This is a genomic window from Petrotoga sp. SL27 (assembly GCF_002924605.1).
Classification (GTDB): Bacteria; Thermotogota; Thermotogae; order Petrotogales; family Petrotogaceae; genus Petrotoga; species Petrotoga sibirica.
Genome location: NZ_JAIP01000049.1, coordinates 1 through 554, shown reverse-complemented (window position 1 = coordinate 554; position 554 = coordinate 1). Strand labels below are relative to the sequence as shown.

Genomic DNA, 554 nt, shown 5'->3' with positions numbered 1-554 from the left:
ACCCAAACCTTTTAAAACATCATTTATCATACCATCATAATCAAAGGCATATGCAAAACCTAACCTAACATTGTGATCTGCAAAAAAGTCTAGCGGAATACCGTTCCCATCCAATCGGCCTGAACCAATGTATGGAGACTCTGGGTCAACTTCCCAGTTGAATCCTAAAGAGGTGATTGAAACCTGAGGTGTGCCAGGAATAACGGTCAAACCATCCATAGAAAGTACAACATCTAAATATTGAGCAGGAACATAAGCTATGTCAGCATCACCTGTTTCAAGCATGGCTCTTCTCGTCGACCATTCGTCCACACCTTGAATGATTACTCTTCTTATTGGGGCGGGACCTCTCCAGTAATCGTCGAATCGTTCGAGCGTTACCCTTTGTTGAGCATGATCCCAACCAACCAATTTATACGGACCTGTTCCCATAGCATGGTCAAAGTATGGAGACTGTTCTTTTGTCCATCCGTGATACTTCCACCAACCTTCGGCATTTCCATCCCATAAACCTATTTCTATAGAATATTCTTTATCTAATATTGCACCCCAAC

At 42.4% G+C, this 554-nt stretch carries 1 protein-coding gene; it reads right to left on the bottom strand.

Going from position 1 to position 554, the window contains the following annotated elements:
- On the bottom strand, window positions 1-554 hold a 554-nt coding region (locus AD60_RS09995), incomplete at both ends, for an ABC transporter substrate-binding protein (protein ID WP_233186888.1).